Origin of the sequence: Pseudomonas sp. NPDC090201 (genome assembly GCF_044746825.1) — a bacterium.
GTDB lineage: Bacteria > Pseudomonadota > Gammaproteobacteria > Pseudomonadales > Pseudomonadaceae > Aquipseudomonas > Aquipseudomonas putida_AD.
Genome location: NZ_JBIVCX010000002.1, coordinates 648,195 through 665,926, shown reverse-complemented (window position 1 = coordinate 665,926; position 17,732 = coordinate 648,195). Strand labels below are relative to the sequence as shown.

The 17,732-nt window shown below is 61.7% G+C and carries 19 protein-coding genes and 1 other RNA gene; 13 read left to right on the top strand and 7 right to left on the bottom strand.

Translation table 11 applies throughout. The annotated features are described in order from the left end of the window. Positions 1-30: 30 nt before the first annotated feature. Entirely contained in the window at positions 31-441 is a 411-nt protein-coding gene (locus tag ACIPOO_RS09170; RefSeq protein WP_400606031.1) for an energy transducer TonB, read from the top strand. Next, entirely contained in the window at positions 417-1,073 is a 657-nt protein-coding gene (locus tag ACIPOO_RS09165) for an energy transducer TonB (protein ID WP_400606029.1), read from the top strand. The genes ACIPOO_RS09170 and ACIPOO_RS09165 overlap by 25 nt, the downstream gene beginning before the upstream one ends. 51 nt (positions 1,074-1,124) lie before the next feature. On the opposite strand, the gene ACIPOO_RS09160 is transcribed toward ACIPOO_RS09165, so the two are convergent. Next, complete coding sequence (locus ACIPOO_RS09160) at positions 1,125-2,102, bottom strand: NADPH:quinone oxidoreductase family protein (RefSeq protein WP_400606027.1); 978 nt, start codon at positions 2,100-2,102, stop codon at positions 1,125-1,127. A 165-nt stretch (positions 2,103-2,267) separates the two neighbouring features. Here ACIPOO_RS09160 and ACIPOO_RS09155 point away from each other — a divergent pair, with 165 nt between their 5' ends. Then, complete coding sequence (locus ACIPOO_RS09155; protein WP_274133125.1) at positions 2,268-2,663, top strand: flagellar basal body-associated protein FliL; 396 nt, start codon at positions 2,268-2,270, stop codon at positions 2,661-2,663. A 110-nt stretch (positions 2,664-2,773) separates the two neighbouring features. Here the strand turns inward: ACIPOO_RS09155 and ACIPOO_RS09150 are convergent, their stop codons facing one another. Continuing rightward, positions 2,774-3,223, bottom strand: coding sequence for an EVE domain-containing protein (locus ACIPOO_RS09150; protein ID WP_400606024.1), 450 nt, complete (start codon positions 3,221-3,223; stop codon positions 2,774-2,776). 195 nt (positions 3,224-3,418) lie between these two features. On the opposite strand from ACIPOO_RS09150, the gene ACIPOO_RS09145 reads away from it, so the two are divergent. Then, a complete protein-coding gene (locus tag ACIPOO_RS09145) occupies positions 3,419-3,565 on the top strand; it encodes a hypothetical protein (RefSeq protein ID WP_274133007.1) in 147 nt (48 codons plus the stop codon). Positions 3,566-3,677: 112 nt separating this feature from the next. Here the strand turns inward: ACIPOO_RS09145 and ACIPOO_RS09140 are convergent, their stop codons facing one another. The 4 genes from ACIPOO_RS09140 to ACIPOO_RS09125 all read right to left on the bottom strand — a co-directional run bounded on the left by ACIPOO_RS09140 (position 3,678) and on the right by ACIPOO_RS09125 (position 5,127). Beyond that, positions 3,678-4,304: a 5-formyltetrahydrofolate cyclo-ligase gene (locus ACIPOO_RS09140; protein WP_400606022.1), complete on the bottom strand. Its 627-nt coding sequence runs from the start codon at positions 4,302-4,304 to the stop codon at positions 3,678-3,680. 89 nt (positions 4,305-4,393) lie between these two features. Beyond that, positions 4,394-4,572: non-coding RNA, 6S RNA (gene ssrS / locus ACIPOO_RS09135), on the bottom strand. 31 nt (positions 4,573-4,603) lie between these two features. Further along, complete coding sequence (locus ACIPOO_RS09130) at positions 4,604-4,921, bottom strand: cell division protein ZapA (RefSeq protein WP_274133006.1); 318 nt, start codon at positions 4,919-4,921, stop codon at positions 4,604-4,606. After that, positions 4,918-5,127, bottom strand: a complete 210-nt coding sequence (locus tag ACIPOO_RS09125; RefSeq protein WP_274133005.1) for a TIGR02449 family protein — start codon at positions 5,125-5,127, stop codon at positions 4,918-4,920. Before ACIPOO_RS09125 ends, ACIPOO_RS09130 begins: the two co-directional genes overlap by 4 nt. Positions 5,128-5,275: 148 nt before the next feature. Between ACIPOO_RS09125 and ACIPOO_RS09120 the strand changes: the two genes are divergently transcribed. The 9 genes from ACIPOO_RS09120 to gcvP all read left to right on the top strand — a co-directional run bounded on the left by ACIPOO_RS09120 (position 5,276) and on the right by gcvP (position 17,306). Then, the gene (locus tag ACIPOO_RS09120) at positions 5,276-5,827 is read left to right on the top strand and encodes a YecA family protein (protein WP_274133004.1); all 552 of its coding nucleotides are present in this window, start codon (positions 5,276-5,278) and stop codon (positions 5,825-5,827) included. An 80-nt stretch (positions 5,828-5,907) separates the two neighbouring features. Further along, a complete protein-coding gene (gene pepP / locus ACIPOO_RS09115; RefSeq protein ID WP_400606360.1) occupies positions 5,908-7,242 on the top strand; it encodes a Xaa-Pro aminopeptidase in 1,335 nt (444 codons plus the stop codon). Beyond that, positions 7,239-8,426, top strand: a complete 1,188-nt coding sequence (gene ubiH, locus ACIPOO_RS09110; RefSeq protein WP_400606018.1) for a 2-octaprenyl-6-methoxyphenyl hydroxylase — start codon at positions 7,239-7,241, stop codon at positions 8,424-8,426. The genes pepP and ubiH overlap by 4 nt, the downstream gene beginning before the upstream one ends. Before the next feature lie 49 nt (positions 8,427-8,475). Continuing rightward, a complete protein-coding gene (locus ACIPOO_RS09105; RefSeq protein ID WP_400606016.1) occupies positions 8,476-9,696 on the top strand; it encodes a 2-octaprenyl-3-methyl-6-methoxy-1,4-benzoquinol hydroxylase in 1,221 nt (406 codons plus the stop codon). 91 nt (positions 9,697-9,787) lie between these two features. Then, entirely contained in the window at positions 9,788-10,789 is a 1,002-nt protein-coding gene (locus ACIPOO_RS09100; protein ID WP_400606014.1) for an extracellular solute-binding protein, read from the top strand. 126 nt (positions 10,790-10,915) lie between these two features. Then, positions 10,916-12,532: an ABC transporter permease gene (locus ACIPOO_RS09095; RefSeq protein ID WP_400606011.1), complete on the top strand. Its 1,617-nt coding sequence runs from the start codon at positions 10,916-10,918 to the stop codon at positions 12,530-12,532. 156 nt (positions 12,533-12,688) lie between these two features. Then, positions 12,689-13,771 carry a glycine cleavage system aminomethyltransferase GcvT gene (gcvT, locus tag ACIPOO_RS09090; RefSeq protein ID WP_274132994.1) on the top strand — a complete coding sequence of 361 codons (1,083 nt, stop codon included), beginning with the start codon at positions 12,689-12,691 and terminating at the stop codon, positions 13,769-13,771. Between the two features lie 69 nt (positions 13,772-13,840). Beyond that, on the top strand, positions 13,841-14,227 hold the full coding sequence (gcvH, locus tag ACIPOO_RS09085; protein WP_400606009.1) for a glycine cleavage system protein GcvH: 387 nt from the start codon (positions 13,841-13,843) through the stop codon (positions 14,225-14,227). A 205-nt stretch (positions 14,228-14,432) separates the two neighbouring features. Beyond that, entirely contained in the window at positions 14,433-17,306 is a 2,874-nt protein-coding gene (gcvP, locus tag ACIPOO_RS09080; protein ID WP_400606006.1) for an aminomethyl-transferring glycine dehydrogenase, read from the top strand. 108 nt (positions 17,307-17,414) lie between these two features. Here the strand turns inward: gcvP and ACIPOO_RS09075 are convergent, their stop codons facing one another. After that, positions 17,415-17,732, bottom strand: coding sequence for a DUF2388 domain-containing protein (locus ACIPOO_RS09075; RefSeq protein WP_274136770.1), 318 nt, complete (start codon positions 17,730-17,732; stop codon positions 17,415-17,417).

Genomic DNA, 17,732 nt, shown 5'->3' with positions numbered 1-17,732 from the left:
GCCATCTGCCGCAGAGCGTCTGGAGTCGAGGTGAAGGTGAAAGTGAAGTGGTTATGCAAGCTCTCCGGGATTGTCGGGCTCAGCGCGCTGCTGCTTGGCGGCGCGTATGCCAGGGGCGAAACCCATCCCCAGTTCGATCGGTACATATCCCCGGCTTATCCCTCCGCTCTACGCGGCGGCAAGCTGTTCTCGAGTGTCCGGGTTCACTACGAAATCCACCACGACGGCACGCTGAGTGGCATCAAGGTCGTGGAGCAGACCGACCAGAAAACGGCAGATGCCGTTGTCTCCGCGGTCAGACGCTGGCGCTTCAAGCGTTGGGAGGTATCGCAAGAGATGCCGGCGGTGATCGGTGAGTCCGTCCAGTACCTGTTCGATCAGGAGCGGCGGGAGAAGCGCTTGCGAATGGTGATTTCGTGGGAAAGGAGGCAGGAATCATGAAGGGATTGATCTTGTGCGTTGCACTCAGCCTGAGCGCCATGGCGCATGCCGGCGAATTCAAACTCGAATATGAAAAACAGCCTCACGCGGTTTACCCGGCAAGCCTCTATCGCGCAGGTGTTTCCGGGGTGGTGCGTGTGGAGTTCACGGCAAACAACGATGGCTCGATCACCGACATTGAAGTGCTGCAGAGCTCCTACCGCGAATTTGCCGAGTCGGCGATACGCGCCGTTTCCCGCTGGCGGCTCAAGCCGTGGCTGGTCGATGCCAGCAGCCCGGCAACGATCCGAGTGCAGACGGATGTGTATTTCGCGGCCAAGGGCGACAGCCGTGAACTGATGGCGCGCATGCGCAGCCGTGTGCGGTCGTTGAGCTGCGCCAGGATCAACAAGGAGGCCGACTACCTCAAACAACACATCCCCGAGGAGTATGCAGTGGAGATCCCCACGTTTCGCCATACCCGCCAGTTGCTGGCGCGCAAGGCTCATAACGAGAAGCTGTCGTTTGCAGCTGACAGGGAAATCGATGAGCAGTTTGTAAGCGCGATGCCGGGGATACTGAGTGCGTGTCGGGAGCGCCCGGAGCTTGAATATCTGGATTTGTTGCCGGAGGCGATCAGGGTGCGGATCTAGGCAGGCGATCTAGCATCCCCCGCCTGGTTGGCGGGGGATGTCGTGGGCTCGTCACCTCACCCCAACCACCACCTTCCCAACCGCTTTCCTCTGCCCCAACGAATCAATCGCTTCCCCCGCCCGCTCCAGCGGATAAACCTTCGACACCAACGGTTTCAATTTCCCTTCGCCGTACCATTTGAACAGTTGCCGGAAGTTCGCCGCGTTGTCCTGTGGTTGGCGCTGGGCGAAGGAGCCCCAGAAGACGCCGACGACCGAGGCGCCTTTCAACAGCGCGAGGTTGACGGGCAGTTCCGGGATGCGGCCGCTGGCGAAGCCGACGACGAGCAGGCGGCCGTTCCAGGCGATGGCGCGCACGGCCTGATCGAAGAGGTCGCCGCCGACGGGGTCGTAGATCACATCGACGCCGTTGCCGTTGGTGAGGCGTTTGAGTTCGTCCTTGAGGCTGCTTTCGCTGTAGTTGATGAGTTCGTCGGCGCCGGCGTTTCTGGCGACTTCCAGTTTGTCGGCGCTGCTGGCGGCGGCGATGACGCGGGCGCCCATGGCTTTGCCGATTTCCACCGCGGCCAGGCCCACGCCGCCCGAGGCGCCGAGCACCAGGAGTGTTTCGCCGGGTTGCAACTGGGCGCGCTGTTTGAGGGCGTGCATGGAGGTGCCGTAAGTCATGCTGAATGCGGCGGCGGTGGTGTAGTCCATTGCCTCGGGGATAGGCAGGACGTTGTACCCGGCCACCGCGATCTGTTCGGCGAAGCTGCCCCAGCCGGTGAGGGCCATGACCCGGTCGCCGACCTTGAGGTGGCTGACTTTTTCACCCACCGCGCTCACCACGCCCGAGGCTTCGCCGCCGGGGGAAAAGGGGAAAGGCGGCTTGAACTGGTATTTGCCTTCGATGATGAGGGTGTCGGGGAAGTTGACCCCGGCGGCGTGCACGTCGAGCAGGATTTCGTTCTTTTTCGGTTCCGGGGTGGCGACGTCTTCCAGCACCAGATTTGCGGCGGGACCGAAGGCTTTGCAGAGCACGGCTTTCATCGGGGCTATTCCTTTTCCAGTGATGGCCGATAAGTGTAGGTAGAGGGGTTTTGGGGTCAATGAGCATGACCCGGCCTGATAGACCTACATAAGCCGCAGAGCCCTGTAAGCTATGGCGCACCGGATTAGAGGAGTGGGATTTTGAAAGCGAAAGCGTGGATTCTGATGCTGTTGACGTTGTCGATGCCTGTTGTGGCAATGGCCAACGAAGAGGGTGGCGAGAAAGATGACCCGAACAAGGTTTCCTATGTGGCCCTGACCCCGCCGTTCGTGGGCAACTATGCGCTCGATGGCGGGCCGAAGCTGCACGTGTACAAGGCTGACGTGGCCTTGCGCGTGACCGGCGCCGAGGCGCAGAAGCTGGTGAAGGCCAATGAGCCGCTGATTCGCAATCAGTTGGTGGCGCTGTTCACCCAGCAGACGATCGAGTCCATGAGCAACGTCGATGCCAAGGAAAAGCTGCGTCAGGAAGCCCTGAAGCAGACCCAGCAGGTGTTGAGCCAGGAGACTGGCAAGCCTGTGGTGGATGATCTGTTGTTCAACAACTTCATCGCGCAGTGATGCAGTGAACTTCCCGTAGCAGTCCGGCTTGCCGGCGTCGACGGCCCTTTGATCGCTGACGCCGGCAAGCCGGACTGCTACGGGGCGATGTCGTTGGCGGTTGAATTTTTTCAGCGCAAGGCCAGCACCGCAGCCCATTCTTCCGGCGTGACGGGCATGACCGAAAGGCGGCTGCCTTTTTGCACCAGGGGCATTTGCTCAAGGGCGGCCTGTTGTTTGAGGTAGCCCAGGCCCAGCACCTTGGGGAAAATCTCGACGAAGGCGACGTTGATTGCGCTCCAGGGGTTTTTGTCCTGGCTGGCCTTGGCGTCGAAGTAGTGGCTGGTGTTGTCCAGCGCCGTGGGGTCGGGATACGCGGCTTCGACGATTTTGCCGATGCCCGCGATGCCCGGTTCAGGGCAGCTCGAATGATAGAAGAAGAATTCGTCGCCCACCGCCATGGCGCGCAGGAAGTTGCGTGCCTGGTAGTTCCGGACCCCATCCCAGCGGGCCTCGCCCAGTTTTTTCAGGCCTGCGATGGACAGCTCGTCAGGCTCGGATTTCATCAGCCAATAGGCCATTTTTGATGCTCCTGAATGGGGTTTGGACAGGTTGTCCGACGCTTTCGTGACAAACCGACAGTCGGTTGACGCCAGTATTTGCGTGTTGGGTCACGTTGTTGGAGAATGCCGCCACTTCAAGCGCTACACCGCTACGCGGCCCTATTTTCAGAGGCAGTGGATGCCGGGTTTTGATTTGCCAAAGGGGGGCAATCAATGCAACGCAAGCCGGATTTACTATGGATTTTGGTCATTTTGTTCGGCTTGGGCATTGTCACCACCGGTTACGCGCAAAGTCTCTGGTCAGCCAAGACCGATGCACCGGTTGAAATCACCCAGCAACAGCAGCCGTATCGCCGCTAGCTCCCCCGGACACACCGCTTGTAGGAGCGCGCTTGCCCGCGACGGCGGTGTGTCAGTTACAAATCCATATCTGACACATCGCAATCGTGGGCAAGCGCGCTCCTACAAGCTGTCAGGCCATATACCAGCGCTTGTCCGATACTGTTCCTTGTAGCGGTACATCCCAACTGGCAACCGCCAGCTTTCCGACTTTCTGACACTCATGGGCCATGCCCAGCAGCACTGGCTTCTGCCAGGCCTTGCGGCGTGCCTGATACGCCAGGCTGCGGTCGTAGAATCCGCCGCCCATGCCCAGCCGGCCGCCCTGGTCATCAAAACCCACCAATGGCATCAGAATCAGGTCCAGCGCCCAGATCTTGCGCTGCTGGCGCGGGTTGATGTGCGGCTCGGGAATGCGAAACCGATTGGGACGAAATTTATCCCCGGGCCTCACACGCTGAAACACCATCTTGGTCCGTGGCCAGGCGCTGAGCACCGGAAGATAGGTCGCCTTTCCGCGCCGTTGTGCTTCACGCAGCAGCAGGCGCGGGTCGATTTCACCGTCCATCGGAAGGTACAGCGAAACATGCCGGGAACGTCGAAAAAGCGGGTTTTGCGCCAGTTGCCGGTACAAGCCCTGTGCCGCTCGTCGCTGTTCTGCGCGGTTGAGCGCGCGGCGGGCCTTGCGTAGAACGCGGCGTAACTGAGGGCGGGAGAGGGTGGACGAATCGTTCAGGGAGGCTGCGCCAGAAGAGGTCATGCAGGCGGGTCCGTGCGATTTGAAGGAGTGACCGTGCGATCACGATCTCCATTGCCAGACAGGGCGCCTGGCAATGGATAGAGAATTCGAGACTCCCCGACGAACCGCTGTCGGTGTAGCCCTTGAACCCGAAAGTTCAAGGTGGAGATTGCAGGAGGTTTTAAGGCTTTCCGTCGAGCGGACATGCACACCAACCCCAACGTGCAACCCCCGTGGTTGTGCGTATCGGCTCAGGGACATGACCGACTGGCAAGCACTCCAGGGAGCGGTCGCAAGTATACCCAATCATGTCCGAACAATCAGCCTTGTGCTTTATCCGAATCCGTGGCAAGGACCAGGTCCACACGCTCGAGAAGGTCGCGAACCTGCTCGCGAGTCGAGCCGTTGGCCTGGGTCTGCGGCAGTTCCTGTTTGTGCAACAGGTCATGAGTAATGTTCAGGGCGGCCATCACGGCAATGCGGTCGGCGCCGATCACTTTGCCGCTGCTGCGGATCTCGCGCATCTTGCCATCCAGGTAGCGGGCGGCGCTGACCAGGTTGGTGCGCTCCTCCTGAGGGCAGATGATCGAATACTCTTTGTCGAGAATTTGAACGGTGATGCTGTTGCCATTACTCATGAGTCTTGCTCCAGGGCCTTGAGGCGCGAAATCATGGACTCGACCTTTTGCCGGGCGATTTCGTTCTTTTCAATGAGGTGAGCGCGTTCCTCGCGCCAGGATTTTTCCTGAGCTAATAAGAGTCCGTTTTGACTTTTTAGTTGCTCGACACGATTGATCAATAACTCCAGTCGGGCCATCAGCGCATGCAGGTCGTTGTCTTCCATTGTTTTCCACTGATTATTTTCAGATGAGTGGTGCAGGTGCTGGCGTCTGGATCGCCTCGAAATTCGCCTGGATAGCTTGGGTGCGTCTGCCGGTGCTACGATACAAGGCCTCCATTCTAGACATTGCGCCGCTTGGCGCCTAGTTGCCATGCCTAAACAGAATTCCCCGTATACCGGTTTTGCGACCCTGCTCAGCAGCGCAGGCCACCCCGTTTCCCCCGCCGAGTTGCACGGCCTGTTGCTGGGCCGCAGTTGCGCCGGCGCAGGCTTCGATGCCGAGGAGTGGATCGCCGATGCGATTCTGCTGCTGGAAACCGAACCTGAAGCCAACGTTCGCCAGGCCCTGATCGGCCTGCAGGAGATGGTCAAGGGCGAGCTGACCGGCGATGACATGGCTGTCGTGCTGCTGCTTCCCGGCGACGACGAACCCCTGGCCGACCGTACGGCCGCCATGGGCCAGTGGTGCCAGGGCTTTCTCAACGGCTTCGCCCGTGTCGGCGGTCAGTCGCTGAGCGAAGACGCCCGCGACGTCCTGCAAGACCTGGCCGCCATCGCGCAAATCCAGGACACCCTGGAAGAGTCCGAAGACGGCGAGAGCGATTTCATGGAAGTCATGGAATACCTGCGCGTCGCGCCGCTGCTGCTGTTCACCGAGTTCAACAAGAAAGCGGAACCTGAAGCCAAACCTTCCCTGCATTGATTGCCCACTGCCGCGAACCGGTCGCTGGCGCCTGAGCGCGTCAGTGGCCGGAGCGCTCATCCGGAGGACCGTACTTGCCCATGATCCATATCCCGAAAGCCGAATATGCCCGTCGCCGCAAAGCCTTGATGGAGCAGATGGAGCCCAACAGCATCGCCATTCTGCCGGCGGCTGCCGTGGCCATTCGCAATCGTGATGTCGAACATGTGTACCGTCAGGACAGCGACTTTCAGTACCTGAGCGGCTTTCCCGAGCCCGAGGCTGTGATCGTGCTGATTCCCGGGCGCGAATACGGCGAGTACGTGCTCTTCTGTCGCGAACGCAACCCCGAGCGCGAGCTGTGGGACGGTTTGCGCGCAGGACAGGACGGCGCCATCCGCGATTTCGGCGCCGACGATGCATTCCCCATTACCGACATCGACGACATCCTGCCGGGCCTGATCGAAGGCCGCGACCGGGTGTATTCGTCCATGGGCAGCAACCCCGAGTTCGATCGCCATGTGATGGAGTGGATCAACGTCATTCGCTCCAAGGCGAACCTGGGTGCGCAGCCGCCCAAGGAATTCGTTGCGCTGGATCACCTGCTTCACGACATGCGCCTGTATAAATCCGCCGCGGAAGTGAAGGTGATGCGTGAGGCCGCGCAGATTTCTGCCCGTGCCCACGTGCGTGCGATGCAGGCCAGCCGTGCGGGCCTTCACGAGTTCAGCCTGGAGGCCGAGCTCGACTACGAATTCCGCAAGGGCGGGGCAAAGATGCCGGCCTACGGCTCCATCGTCGCTTCGGGCCGCAACGCCTGCATCCTGCACTATCAGGAGAATGACGCACCGCTCAAGGATGGCGACCTGGTGTTGATCGACGCCGGCTGCGAGATCGACTGTTACGCCAGCGATATCACCCGGACCTTTCCGGTCAATGGCAGGTTTTCTCCCGAGCAGAAGGCGATCTACGAGCTGGTGCTCAGGTCCCAGGAAGCGGCGTTCGCAGCGATCAAGCCGGGCAACCACTGGAACCAGGCTCACGAGGCGACGGTTCAGGTCATCACCCAGGGCCTTGTGGAGCTTGGGTTGCTACAGGGCGAGGTCGATGAACTGATCGCCAGCGAAGCGTACAAAGCTTTCTATATGCATCGCGCCGGGCACTGGCTGGGTATGGACGTGCATGATGTCGGCGAGTACAAGGTCGGCGGCGAGTGGCGTGTGCTGGAAGTCGGCATGGCGTTGACGGTCGAGCCTGGCATTTACGTGGCGCCGGACAACCAGAACGTCGCAAAGAAATGGCGCGGGATTGGTGTACGAATCGAGGACGATGTCGTGGTGACCAAAAAAGGCTGTGAAATCCTGACCGGCGGTGTGCCCAAGACGGTGGCCGAGATCGAGGAACTGATGGCTGCTGCGCGGGTGGAAGTCGCATGAGCCGCTTCAATCTGGCCATCGTCGGCGGCGGCCTGGTTGGCGCCAGCCTGGCGTTGGCGTTGCAGGCAGGTGCCAAGGCGCGGGGCTGGAAGATCGTGATGATCGAGCCTTTCGCTCCCGGCGACAGTTATCAGCCGAGCTACGACGCGCGTTCCTCTGCGCTGTCTTTTGGCGCGCGGCAGATCTACGACCGGCTCGGCCTGTGGCAGCAGATCAGCCGTCGCGCCGAGCCGATCCTGCAGATTCAGGTGTCCGACAAAGGCCGCTTCGGCGCGGCGCGGTTGTCTTCGATGGAAGAAGGTGTGCCAGCACTGGGCTATGTGGTCGAAAACGCCTGGCTGGGCCAATGCCTGTGGCAGGGCCTGGACAAGGATGTGGTCAGTTGGCGCGTGCCGGCGGAAGTGAAACAGATGCAGGCGCTGCCCGATGGCTATCGCCTGACCTTGAACGACGAAACCCAGATCGAATGCGACCTGGCGGTGCTGGCCGACGGTGGCCGTTCCAGCCTGCGCGAGCAACTGGGCATCGCGGTCGACAGCACGCCCTATGACCAGAGTGCGTTGATCGCCAACATCACCCCCGGCGAGGCTCATTGCGGACAGGCGTTCGAGCGCTTCACCGATGAAGGCCCGATGGCATTGCTGCCCCTGCCGGAGAACCGCTGCGCGCTGGTCTGGACCCGCACCGGCAATGATGTGCAACGGCTGATGTCACTGGACGACCGCAGTTTTCTCAACGAATTACAGGGCATCTTCGGCTATCGCCTGGGTGCGCTGAAACAGGTGGGTGTGCGTCATACCTACCCGCTGTCGCTGATTCAGGCGCAGGAACAGGTGCGCTCCAATCTGGTCGTGCTCGGCAACGCGGCTCATAGCCTGCACCCGATTGCCGGGCAGGGTTTCAACCTGTCACTGCGCGATGCGGCGTCGCTGGCCGAAGCGCTGCTCGCCAGCGACGCGCGCCCCGGCGATCTGGCGACCCTGCAGGCTTATCGCGACCGTCAGTTCATGGATCAAAAGCTCACCGTCGGTTTCTCCGATCAGGTCACCCGCCTGTTTGGCAGCCGCCAGCCGGTGATTACCGCTGGCCGCAACATCGGCCTGCTTGGCCTGGACCTACTGCCGTCGGCCAAGAGCTGGTTCGCCCGCCAGGCCATGGGGCTGGGGACGCGAGCGGATGTCTGACTCTATTTTTCATTGCTGGCATTTGCCACACGCGAGAACGATTTAAAGCATGGAAACGCGCGCAGATCTGCTGATTGTCGGGGCTGGAATGGTCGGGAGCGCGCTTGCGCTGGCCCTTCAGAACAGCGGGTTGAACATTCTGGTGGTCGACGGCAGCCCGTTGAGCGTCAAACCCTTCGACCAGGACGCGCCTTTCGAGCCGCGGGTCAGTGCCTTGTCGGCGGCCAGCCAGCGCATCCTTGAACGGTTGAATGTCTGGGACGGCATCGTCTCGCGACGCGCCAGCCCGTACGGCGAGATGCACGTGTGGGACGGCAGCGGCACGGGCAAGGTGCACTTCTCGGCGTCCAGCGTGCACGCCCAGGTGCTGGGGCATATCGTGGAAAACCGCGTGGTCCAGGATGCGTTGATCGAGCGTCTGCACGATTGCGATATCGGCCTTTTGGCCAACGCACGGCTGGAGCAGATGCGCCGCTCCGGCGATGACTGGCTGCTGACCCTGGCCGATGGCCGTACCTTGCGCGCGCCGCTGGTGGTGGCGGCCGACGGCGCCAATTCGACCGTGCGACGCATGACCGGCACCGCGACCCGCGAATGGGACTACATGCACCACGCCATCGTGACCAGCGTTCGCACGGCACAATCCCACCGCAGCACTGCCTGGCAGCGCTTTACCGATGAAGGTCCGCTGGCATTCCTGCCGCTGGAGCGTAACGGCGAGCATTGGTGTTCGATTGTCTGGTCGGTGACCCCGGCTGAGTCCGAGCGCTTGATGGCGCTGGATGAGGAGACCTTCTGCCGGGAACTGGAGAGGGCATTCGAGGGGACTTTGGGACAGGTCGTTTCAGCCGATCCGCGAGTATGTGTGCCGTTGCGTCAGCGACATGCCAAACGCTATGTGGCCGAAGGGCTGGCTCTGATCGGTGATGCCGCGCACACCATCCACCCGCTGGCGGGGCAGGGCGTGAACCTGGGTTTCCTGGATGCTGCGGTGCTGGCCGAAGTGCTGCACAACGCCGCCGAGCGAGGCGAGCGCCTGGCCGATCAGAAGGTGTTGAGCCGCTACGAACGCCGCCGCATGCCGCACAACCTGGCGTTGATGGCGGCGATGGAAGGCTTCGAGCGACTGTTCCAGGCCGATCCGCTGCCGGTTCGCTGGCTGCGTAACACCGGGTTGAAAATGGTGGACCAGTCGGCCGAGGCCAAGGCGATGTTTGTTCGTCAGGCGTTGGGTTTGACCGGGGATTTGCCGGAGTTGGCCAAGATCTGAGGGTTTGCAACATCTCGTAACGGCTCCGCACGGATTTCGTTGATGAGATTCACTACCATTTCGCCTCATTCCGCAAAGACGAGACCTCAGCATGCAGGCGAGCAAGCGACTTCTGGCTGCCCTGGCATTGGCCGTGCTCGGCAATACCGCCCAGGCTGCCGACGAAGTGGTGGTGTATTCCTCCCGTATCGATGAACTGATCAAACCCGTATTCGACGCCTACACCGCCAAGACCGGCGTGAAGGTGAAGTTCATCACCGACAAGGAAGCGCCGCTGATGCAGCGCATCAAGGCCGAAGGGCAGAACGCGACCGCCGACCTGCTGCTCACCGTTGACGCCGGCAACCTCTGGCAGGCCGAACAGATGGGCATCCTGCAGCCGTTTACCTCGCCTGTGATCGACAGCAACATCCCGCCGCAATATCGCTCCTCCACTCACAGCTGGACCGGCCTGAGCCTGCGCGCGCGGACCATTGCCTACTCCACGGACCGGGTCAAACCCGAAGAGCTGACCACCTACGAGGCCCTGGCTGACAAGCACTGGGAAGGCCGCCTGTGCCTGCGCACCGCCAAGAAGGTCTACAACCAGTCGCTGACCGCCACGCTGATCGAAACCCACGGCGCCGAGGCTTCAGAGAAGATCCTCAAGGGTTGGGTCAACAACCTGTCCACCGACGTGTTTTCCGATGACATCGCCGTGCTTGAGGCGATCAACGCCGGGCAGTGCGACGTCGGCGTGGTCAACACCTACTACTATGGCCGTCTGCACAAGCAGAACCCGGACCTGGCCGTGCGTCTGTTCTGGCCCAACCAGTCGGACCGTGGGGTGCACGTGAACCTCTCGGGCATCGGCCTGACCAAGTACGCACCGCATCCGGAGGCCGCCAAGGCGCTGGTGGAGTGGATGACCGGGCCTGAGGCACAAGCCATTTTCTCCGGCACCAACCAGGAATTCCCGGCCAACCCGAACGTCGCGCCGTCGGAAGAGGTCGCGAGCTGGGGGTCGTTCAAGGCCGACACCATCCCCGTGGAAGTCGCCGGCCGCCGCCAGGCCGAAGCCATCCGCATGATGGATCGCGCTGGCTGGAATTAACGAACACGCCTGTAGGAGCGCGCTTGCCCGCGACGGCGGAGTGTCTGACGTTACATCTTCAGATGACACACCGCAGTCGCGGGCAAGCGCGCTCCTAAAGGTCCTGGTAAATCTGAGATATCCCCCTTGGCCCATCCCGCCCAGCGTCGCTGGTACCCCCTGGTCTTCACCATCGCCGCACTGGTGTTTCTGCCGCTGAGCGTGTTGCTGTTCTCCTGGCAGACCATCGATCACGAAATCTGGTCCCACCTGTGGGAAACCCAGATGCCGCGCCTGCTGGGCAACACCCTGACGTTGGTGCTCGGCGTGGGCGTAGGCGTCACGCTGTTGGGCGTCAGCCTCGCCTGGCTGACGGCCCTGTGCGAGTTTCCCGGCAGGCGCTGGCTCGACTGGGCGCTGATGCTGCCCTTTGCCATTCCTGCCTACGTGCTGGCCTTCGTCTTTGTCGGCCTGCTGGACTTCGCAGGCCCGGTGCAAACCCTGATGCGCGAGTTGTTCGGCAGCGGTCTGCGCATGCCACGGGTGCGTTCGACCGGCGGCGTGATCATCGTTCTGGTGCTGGTGTTCTATCCCTACGTCTACCTGCTGGCACGCACTGCATTTCTCGCCCAGGGCAAGGGCCTGATGGAGGCGGCGCGAATTCTCGGGCAATCGCCCTGGCAGGCGTTCTGGCGAGTGGCATTGCCCATGGCGCGACCTGCGATTGGCGCCGGTGTGGCACTGGCGTTGATGGAAACCCTGGCCGACTTCGGCGCCGTGTCGGTGTTCAACTTCGACACCTTCACCACCGCGATCTACAAGACCTGGTACGGCTTCTTCAGCCTGTCGAGCGCGGCGCAACTGGCGAGCCTGCTGCTGCTCGCGGTGATGCTGGTGCTGTACGGCGAGCAACGGGCGCGGGGCGCCAGCCGGCCGAGTAACGAGCGACCCAGGGTCAAGGCGCTGTATCACCTGAAGGGCATCAAGGCGCTGGCGGCCACTGGCTGGTGTGGCCTGGTGTTCGCCTGCGCGTTCGTGGTGCCGCTGCTGCAGTTGATCGTCTGGGTCTGGCAGCGCGGGCGGTTCGATCTGGATGAGCGCTACACCGGGTTGATTGTTCACACCCTGTATCTTGGAGGGATCGCGGCGCTGGTGACCGTGAGCGTGGCGATGATCCTGGCGTTCGCCCGTCGCCTGGCACCGACCCGCGCCATCCGCTCGGGCGTGAGCCTGGCCAATATCGGGTACGCGTTGCCGGGCTCGGTGCTGGCGGTGTCGATCATGCTCGCGTTCAGTTATCTGGATCGTGAACTGGTGGTGCCGCTTTCCACCTGGCTGGGCGGGGCGGGCAAACCGCTGCTGCTGGGCAGCCTTGCCGCCCTGGTGCTGGCGTATCTGGTGCGCTTCATTGCCGTGGCCTACGGGCCGCTGGAAAGCAGCCTGGCGCGCATTCGCCCGTCATTGCCGGAAGCTGCCCGCAGCCTTGGTGTCAGTGGGCCACGTTTGTTTTTCAAAATTTATCTGCCGCTGCTGGTGCCGGGGACCCTGAGCGCAGCGCTGCTGGTGTTCGTCGATGTGCTCAAGGAAATGCCCGCCACCCTGCTGATGCGCCCGTTTGGCTGGGACACACTGGCGGTGCGGATTTTTGAAATGACCAGCGAAGGCGAGTGGGCGCGTGCCGCTTTGCCGGCGCTTACGTTGGTTCTGGTCGGTTTACTACCGGTAATTGGCCTAATCAGACGTTCGGCCAGACCCATCGGCTAGGTGCGGGGTCACAGCCTTGCGGCTACAATGCGCCGCAATCGACGTGGTCTGTCAGACAATTCTGTAAGTTCGCAAAGGTTTCATACCCCAAGTCACGGGGGACTTGCCTGCGTTCTGACCGATTGCGTCTTCGCCAAGCCCGGAAGGAGGAACCCCATGGGACAGCGTACGCCCCTATTCGACTTGCACCTCGCGCTCGGCGCGAAGCTGGTCGATTTTGGTGGTTGGGATATGCCGTTGCACTACGGCTCGCAGGTCGAGGAACACCATCAGGTGCGCCGCGATTGCGGGATTTTCGATGTGTCGCACATGCATGTCATCGATGTGTCGGGCAGTGGCGCCAAGCCCTGGCTGCAACATCTGCTGGCTAACGACGTCGGCAGATTGCAAAGCACGGGACGCGCCCTCTACAGCGCCATGCTCGACACCCGCGGCGGTATTGTCGACGACATGATCGTCTACCTGACCGAAGACGGTTATCGTCTAGTGGTCAACGCCGCCACCGGTGCCAAGGACATGGCCTGGATGAACGCTCACCTGGCCGGCTTCGATGTGCAACTGACCCACCGTTCGGAACTTGCGATGCTGGCCATTCAAGGCCCCCACGCACGGCACAAGATCGCGGAGCTGGTAACCCAGGCCCGCGCCGAACTTATCCACACCCTCAAGCCATTTGAAGGTCGCCAGCAAGGCGACTGGTTCATCGCGCGCACCGGCTACACCGGCGAAGACGGACTGGAAATCATCCTGCCGAGCGATCAGGCCTGCAGCTTTTTCAACGACATGGTCGGCGCCGGCATCTCGCCGATCGGCCTCGGCGCCCGCGACACGTTGCGCCTTGAAGCCGGTATGAACCTTTATGGTCAGGAAATCGACGAACAGGTTTCACCGCTGATCTCCAACATGGCCTGGACCGTGGCGTGGACGCCCGAGGACCGCGACTTCATCGGCCGCAAGGCGCTTGAGGCGGAAAAGGCCAAAGGCGTGGAATCGAGGCTGGTGGGGCTGGTGCTGGAAGAACGTGGTGTTCTTCGCGCCCATCAGGTCGTCCGAATAGCGGAAGTTGGCGAAGGAGAGATCACCAGTGGTAGTTTCTCTCCTACGCTAAGCAAGTCGATTGCGCTGGCGCGCGTACCGATGGCGACTGGCGACCGTGCCGAGGTGGAGATTCGCGGCAAGTGGTACCCGGTCCGAGTGGTTCAGCCGACGTTCGTGCGCCACGGCAAGGCCTTGATCTGACCTTTGTTTTTGCAAGCCATCCCTGGCGGGTTTCTCCGCTGACCTGATGATGTATAGAGGATAAAAAATATGAGCAATATTCCCGCCGACCTGCGTTTTGCCGAAAGCCACGAGTGGGCGCGTCTGGAAGCTGATGGCACCGTGACCGTGGGTATCAGTGACCACGCGCAGGAAGCGCTGGGTGACGTGGTGTTCGTTGAACTGGCCGAAGTCGGCAAGACCTTCGCAGCAGGCGATCAGGCGGGCGTCGTTGAGTCGGTGAAAGCCGCTTCCGACATCTATTCGCCGATTGCCGGTGAAGTCATCGCGGTCAACGAAGAACTGGACGGCTCCCCTGAGTCGCTCAACAGCGACCCGTACGGCGCCTGGATCTTCAAGCTCAAGCCAGCCAATGCCCAGGCGGACCTGAACAAACTGCTGGACGCTGCCGGCTACAAGGCCGCCATCGGCGAATAAGCCGTGCTCTTGTAGGAGCGCGCTTGCCCGCGACTGCGGTGTGTCAGGCCATCACAGGATATCTGGCATACCGCCTTCGCGGGCAAGCGCGCTCCTACGGTGTAATCACGGCGTTGGACTTTTCTCCACACAACCGCCAATCCCTTTCTAGACTCTAAAGCTCTGCCCGTTGCGGCTTTAGTCGTCCAAAAAGAGAGAGGCCGTCATGTCTACGTCGCCATCCCTTGGCCAGTTACACGACCCCAACAGCTTTCTGCGTCGCCACCTTGGCCCCGATGCCGCCGAGCAGCAGGCCATGCTCGACGCCCTTGGCGTTGCCAGCCGAACCGAATTGATCGAACAAACGGTGCCGCCGGCCATCCGTTTCAATCGCGCACTGGACTTGCCTGCCGCCTTGAGCGAAGAAGCCGCCCTGGCCAAACTCAAGGCCCACGCCGAGCGCAACCAGATCTGGACCAGCCTCATCGGCATGGGCTACCACGGCACCCTCACGCCTAACGTCATCCTGCGCAACGTGTTGGAAAATCCTGGCTGGTACACCGCCTACACGCCTTATCAGCCTGAAATCGCCCAGGGCCGGCTCGAGGCACTGCTCAATTTCCAGCAGATGACCATCGACCTCACGGGCCTGGCCATGGCCAACGCCTCCCTGCTCGATGAAGCCACGGCCGCAGCCGAAGCCATGGCGCTGTCCCGGCGCATCTCGAAATCGAAAAGCAACACCTTCTTCGTCGACGAAAACTGCCATCCCCAGACCCTGTCCGTGGTGCAAACCCGCGCCGAAGGCTTCGGTTTCGAACTGGTGGTCGATGCTGTGGATAACCTTGCGAGCTACCAGGTGTTCGGCGCGCTGCTGCAATACCCCGACACTCACGGCGAGATCCGCGACCTCAAGCCCTTGATCGAACAATTGCACGTGCAACAGGCGCTGGCCTGCGTGGCGGCGGACCTGTTGAGCCTGTTGCTGCTGACGCCGCCCGGTGAAATGGGCGCCGATGTGGTGTTTGGCTCTTCGCAGCGCTTCGGGGTGCCCATGGGCTACGGCGGGCCTCATGCAGCCTATTTTGCCTGTCGGGAGGAGTTCAAGCGGGGGATTCCGGGGCGCATCATCGGCGTCTCCAAGGATGCACGGGGCAATGTCGCGCTGCGCATGGCCCTGCAGACCCGCGAGCAACATATCCGTCGCGAGAAGGCCAACTCCAACATCTGTACCGCGCAGGTGCTGCTGGCCAATATCGCCAGTTTTTATGCGGTGTACCACGGCCCCGAAGGCCTGAAACGCATCGCACAGCGGGTGCATCGTCTGACCGCCATTCTCGCCGCAGGCCTTGAACGCAAGGGCGTGAAGCGGCTCAACCAGCACTTCTTCGACACCCTGACGCTGGACGTTGGCGGCGCGCAGACGGCGATTCTGGAAAGTGCCAGCGCGGCGTGCTTCAACCTGCGGATTCTTGGCGACGGCAGGCTGGGCGTGAGCCTGGACGAAAGCTGCGATGAGCACACGGTGGATAAGCTGCTGGATATCTTCTGCGGCGCCGATCATGGGCTGAACGTCGCCGATCTTGATGCCGAGGCGCTGGGCGACGGCATTCCCCCCAACCTTGCGCGCACTTCGCCTTATCTGACTCACCCGGTGTTCAGCGCCCATCACAGCGAAACCGAGATGCTGCGCTACCTCAAGCAACTGGAAAACAAGGATCTGGCCCTCAACCAGTCGATGATCCCGCTGGGCTCCTGCACCATGAAGCTCAACGCCACCAGTGAAATGATCCCCATCACCTGGCCTGCATTCGCCAACCTGCATCCTTTCGCGCCGGTGGAGCAGGCCACGGGCTACAAGGCGATGATCGATGAGCTGGAATCCTGGTTGTGCGCGATCACAGGGTTCGATGCGATCTGCATGCAACCCAACTCCGGCGCTCAGGGCGAATACGCGGGGCTATTGGCGATTCACAAGTACCATGAGAGCCGCAAGCAGGGGCAGCGGGACATCTGCCTGATTCCGTCATCGGCCCACGGCACCAACCCGGCGTCGGCGCAGATGGCGGGCATGCGGGTGGTGATCGTCGAGTGTGACGATGCCGGTAACGTCGATCTGGAGGACCTGAAAGCCAAGGCCCAGGAGGCCGGGGACAAGCTGTCCTGCCTGATGGCGACCTATCCCTCGACCCACGGTGTTTACGAGGAAGGCATGCGTGATATCTGCGAGGTTATCCACAAGCACGGCGGGCAGGTGTACATGGACGGCGCGAATCTCAACGCGCAAGTCGGTCTGGCCAGGCCTGCGGACATCGGCGCGGATGTCTCGCACATGAACCTGCACAAGACCTTTTGCATCCCCCATGGCGGCGGCGGGCCGGGGATGGGGCCGATCGGGGTGAGGGCGCACCTGGCGCCGTTCGTGGCCAACCATCCGGTGATCCCGCTGGAGGGGCCCAACGCGCAGAACACAGCGGTCAGTGCCGCGCCTTGGGGCAGTGCGAGTATCTTGCCGATCAGTTGGATGTACATCGCGATGATGGGGCCGCAACTGGCCGATGCCAGTGAAGTGGCGATTCTTTCCGCGAACTACCTGGCGCAGCAGCTCACCGGCGCGTTTCCTGTGCTTTATACCGGGCGCAATGATCGCGTGGCCCATGAGTGCATCATCGACTTGCGTCCGATCAAGGCCGACACCGGCATCAGTGAGGAGGATGTCGCCAAGCGTCTGATGGACTACGGGTTTCACGCCCCAACCATGTCGTTTCCGGTGCCGGGGACGCTGATGATCGAACCCACGGAGAGCGAATCCAAGGCCGAACTGGATCGCTTCATCGAGGCAATGCTGAGCATTCGTGCGGAGATCACTCAGGTGCAGAAGGGCGTCTGGCCAGCCGAAGACAACCCGCTCAAGCGTGCGCCGCATACCCTGGAAGATGTCATCAATGGCTGGGACAGGCCCTACACCCTTGCCGAGGCGATCACGCCGACTGCGCACACGCGTCAGCACAAGTACTGGCCAGCGGTGAATCGGGTCGACAATGTCTACGGGGATCGAAACCTGTTCTGCGCCTGTGTGCCGGTGGATGATTACCGGTAGTACCTGGGCTTAACCCACGTAGCAGTCCGGCTTGCCGGCGACAGCGATGTTGAGATCGCCGACGCCGGCAAGCCGGACTGCTACGAAGGGTGTAGGCGTTAAAAAACGTTACTCTTCAGCAACGAGATTCTTCGCCAGAATCGCGTTGGCCAGGTCCATGTCCGAGGCGTTCAGGCCTGGGTTGTCCTTGCGTACCTGGTCCAGCGCTGCTTCCAGGTATGGGCCACGGATTGCGCCATCGCTGGCGACGAAGCTACCGGCGTCATCCTGAGCCGCAACGATCAGCTTGTGGTGGCGGAACGTGAGGTACGTCGAGCCAGTGGTGGCGCCGGACGAAATGATGTCTCGCAGAAAGCCGTCAGCCATGGCTGAACCGACCGGCAGGGAGAGCAGGGCTAACGTGGCTACAGCAAGTTTAAGACGCAT